We start from the raw sequence: 2,601 nt of genomic DNA, 5'->3' as shown, positions 1-2,601 counted from the left end.
TCGTGGTGACCAACGACGTGTCGGCGCGCGATGTGCAGCTGACCAAAACCCAGTTCTACGAGTCCAAGTCGTACCCGACGTTCACGCCGGTCGGGCCGGCGCTGGTGCTGCTTGACGCCGACGAGCTGGGTCGCTTCGGCGAACTGCGGCTGCGGCTGCGCGTCAACGGCGAACTGCGTCAAGACAGCACGGTCGACGGCGACATGATCTATCGGCCCGTCCAGGCCCTTGCGGCACTGGCGCTGTTCCAGGAGCTGTCCGCGGGCGACCTGGTGATCACCGGCACCCCGGTCGGGACGGCGCTGTCTGCGCCGCCGAAGCCGGTGCAGAAGCTCGTGGGTCTGTTGCCGGACGACGTCAAGTGGAAGATGTTCTTCGCCGGCCAGGCCAAAAACACCAAGTACCTGCACGACGGCGACGTCGTCGAGGCCGCCATCGGAACCGCCGACGGTAAGATCGATCTCGGCGCGCAACGCAACGTGGTGAGGTACTCATGACCGAGAACCCGAACTTCGTCCCGGTGGTGATCGTCGGCGCGGGGCCGACCGGGATCACCGCGGCAACGAAGCTTGCGCAGTATGGCGTCGACTGTCTTGTCCTCGACCGCTGGGAGGACGTCTACCCACAGCCGCGTGCCGTTCATCTCGACGACGAAATATACCGCCTAATTGCGGGATTGGGCATTGCCGACGAGTTCGCGGCGATCTCCCGACCGGCGCGTGGTGTGCAGCTGCGGGACCGAAACGCGGGGGTACTCGCGGAGTTTCGCCGGGAGTGCGCCGAAAGCGCTAACGGCTTCCCGCAGGCGAACATGTTTGACCAGCCGGAGTTCGAGGCGCTGTTGCGGGCGAACCTGAAGCATTACCCGCACGCCGTTCTCCGGGGCAATGCCGAGGTGACCGAAGCGGTTCAGATCGGGGCCGACAGAGTGCAGGTCACGTTTACCGATCGGGTCAGCGGTGAGGAGCACCGCGTCGAGACGCGGTATCTACTCGGCTGCGACGGCGCCAACAGCCTGGTCCGCACCGCGATCGGCGCACACATGGAGGACTTGAAGTTCCAGCAGCGTTGGCTCGTGGTCGATGTGGCGACGACCGCAGAGCTGAATCAGTGGGAGGGGGTCCATCAGGTGTGCGATCCGCATCGAGCGGCCACCTACATGCGGATCGGCGATACCCGCTACCGGTGGGAGTTTCGGCTGCTGCCGGACGAGACGGCCGACGACTACAACACCATGGCGGCGCTTTACCCGCTGATCCGGCCGTGGGTAGGAGGCGTTGCGCCACAACAGCTGGAGCTCGTGCGCGTCGGCGAGTACACGTTCCGCGCGCAGGTGGCGAACAGCTGGCGCCGTGACAACATGTTCATTCTTGGCGACGCTGCGCACCTGACACCGCCGTTCATCGGCCAGGGCCTGTGCGCGGGGCTGCGCGACGCGATGAACCTCGCGTGGAAGCTTGCCGGCGTGGTCAGCGGTTGGTTGCCGGAGAGGGTGCTTGACACCTATGAGCAGGAGCGTATGCCGCACGTGCGGTACATGATCCGGTTCGCGCTCGCGATGGGCACGGCCATGACGGCGGGCGGCGGGGCGGGCAATCTGCTCCGGCGTGTGGTGGTTCCGCGACTGCATCTGATCCCCGGGGTGCGGGAGAAGATCGTCGACAGCACGACGCCCGCGTTGCACAGCAGCGAGCTGGTACTGAAATCACCCGGACGGCGGCGGCTGGCGGGCGGGTTGTGCCCGAATCCTGTTCTGGTCGACGGTAAACGTCTCGACGCGGTCGTCGGCGGCAGGTTCGCGGTGATCATGTCCGCCGCGCCCAGCCCGTCGCAGCAGGACGAGATGACCCGCCGTGGCGCCGTCGTCGTGGCGGCTCATCCCGGCACGGAACTGGCGCTGTGGCTGCAGGCAGGTCGGGCCAGGGCAGCGGTGGTGCGGCCGGATCGGACGGTGCTATGTGCGAGCCGTGATCTGGCCGAAATCTGCCGCGCGGTACCGGTTTTCGCGCCACCCGCAGACACCGGCGCTGATGCGTAGGGCCGCCGCCGTCCCGGCATACGAACCCGACCTGTACTCGGCGCGGGCGATCCTCGACCCGCACCCGCATTACGCGCGCCTGCGCCGACTGGGGCGGGTGGTGTGGCTGAGCAGGCAGCGGGTCTACGCCTTGCCGCGCTATGCCGAGTGCAAAGCAGTGCTGCGCGACGACACGACCTTCGTCTCCGGCGAAGGGGTCGGGCTACTGTGAGATGACACCCTCGGGTTTCGAGTGGGAGGTCGGGTGGAACCCCGATCATTGTCAATGAATCAACCTGGGAACCCATCACACACTAGGGGATCAGCATCTGGGGACACCCGAGAAGGGCGGACTGTGAACGACAAGCTCAATCAATTCGCAGTTGCCGCAAAGTCTTTCCTTCGTCATGAAGGCATAGTTTCGGCGCACAGTGTACCGCCGATCGCCCACGACTGACCGGCTCCCGCTCTGAACCTTAAGATTCGCGCACTAAACCGGTTGGCGGCCATCGACTTTCATCACAGGGCCAAGCGCCGGCAGCGCGCGCAGGGCGTTCACGGACCCCGCAAGCTCGACGGGTTGC

The 2,601-nt window shown here is 66.0% G+C and carries 3 protein-coding genes and 1 pseudogene; all 4 read left to right on the top strand.

Features of this window, described 5'->3' with window-relative positions; translation table 11 throughout:
* A partial coding sequence (locus ACLP4W_RS27535; protein WP_442390534.1) for a fumarylacetoacetate hydrolase family protein occupies positions 1–497 on the top strand: 497 nt, incomplete at its 5' end.
* Entirely contained in the window at positions 494–2,038 is a 1,545-nt protein-coding gene (mhpA, locus tag ACLP4W_RS27530; RefSeq protein WP_442390533.1) for a bifunctional 3-(3-hydroxy-phenyl)propionate/3-hydroxycinnamic acid hydroxylase MhpA, read from the top strand. The genes ACLP4W_RS27535 and mhpA, both read left to right, overlap by 4 nt.
* Positions 2,031–2,249 (top strand): hypothetical protein, encoded by a 219-nt coding sequence (locus ACLP4W_RS27525; protein ID WP_442390532.1) that lies wholly within the window; start codon positions 2,031–2,033, stop codon positions 2,247–2,249. The genes mhpA and ACLP4W_RS27525 overlap by 8 nt, the downstream gene beginning before the upstream one ends.
* Positions 2,242–2,474: pseudogene (locus tag ACLP4W_RS27520) on the top strand (VOC family protein); the annotation flags it as partial. The gene ACLP4W_RS27525 and the pseudogene ACLP4W_RS27520, both read left to right, overlap by 8 nt.
* Positions 2,475–2,601: the final 127 nt, after the last annotated feature.

Source organism: Mycobacterium sp. (genome assembly GCF_052145595.1).
Lineage (GTDB): Bacteria > Actinomycetota > Actinomycetes > Mycobacteriales > Mycobacteriaceae > Mycobacterium.
This window is presented reverse-complemented; position numbering and strand designations above follow the sequence as displayed.

Bases quoted from the DNA above. Each gene is read 5' to 3' on its own strand.
- mhpA (WP_442390533.1), top strand. From the start codon at position 494: ATGACCGAGAACCCGAACTTCGTCCCGGTGGTGATCGTCGGCGCGGGG.
- ACLP4W_RS27525 (WP_442390532.1), top strand. From the start codon at position 2,031: ATGCGTAGGGCCGCCGCCGTCCCGGCATACGAACCCGACCTGTACTCG.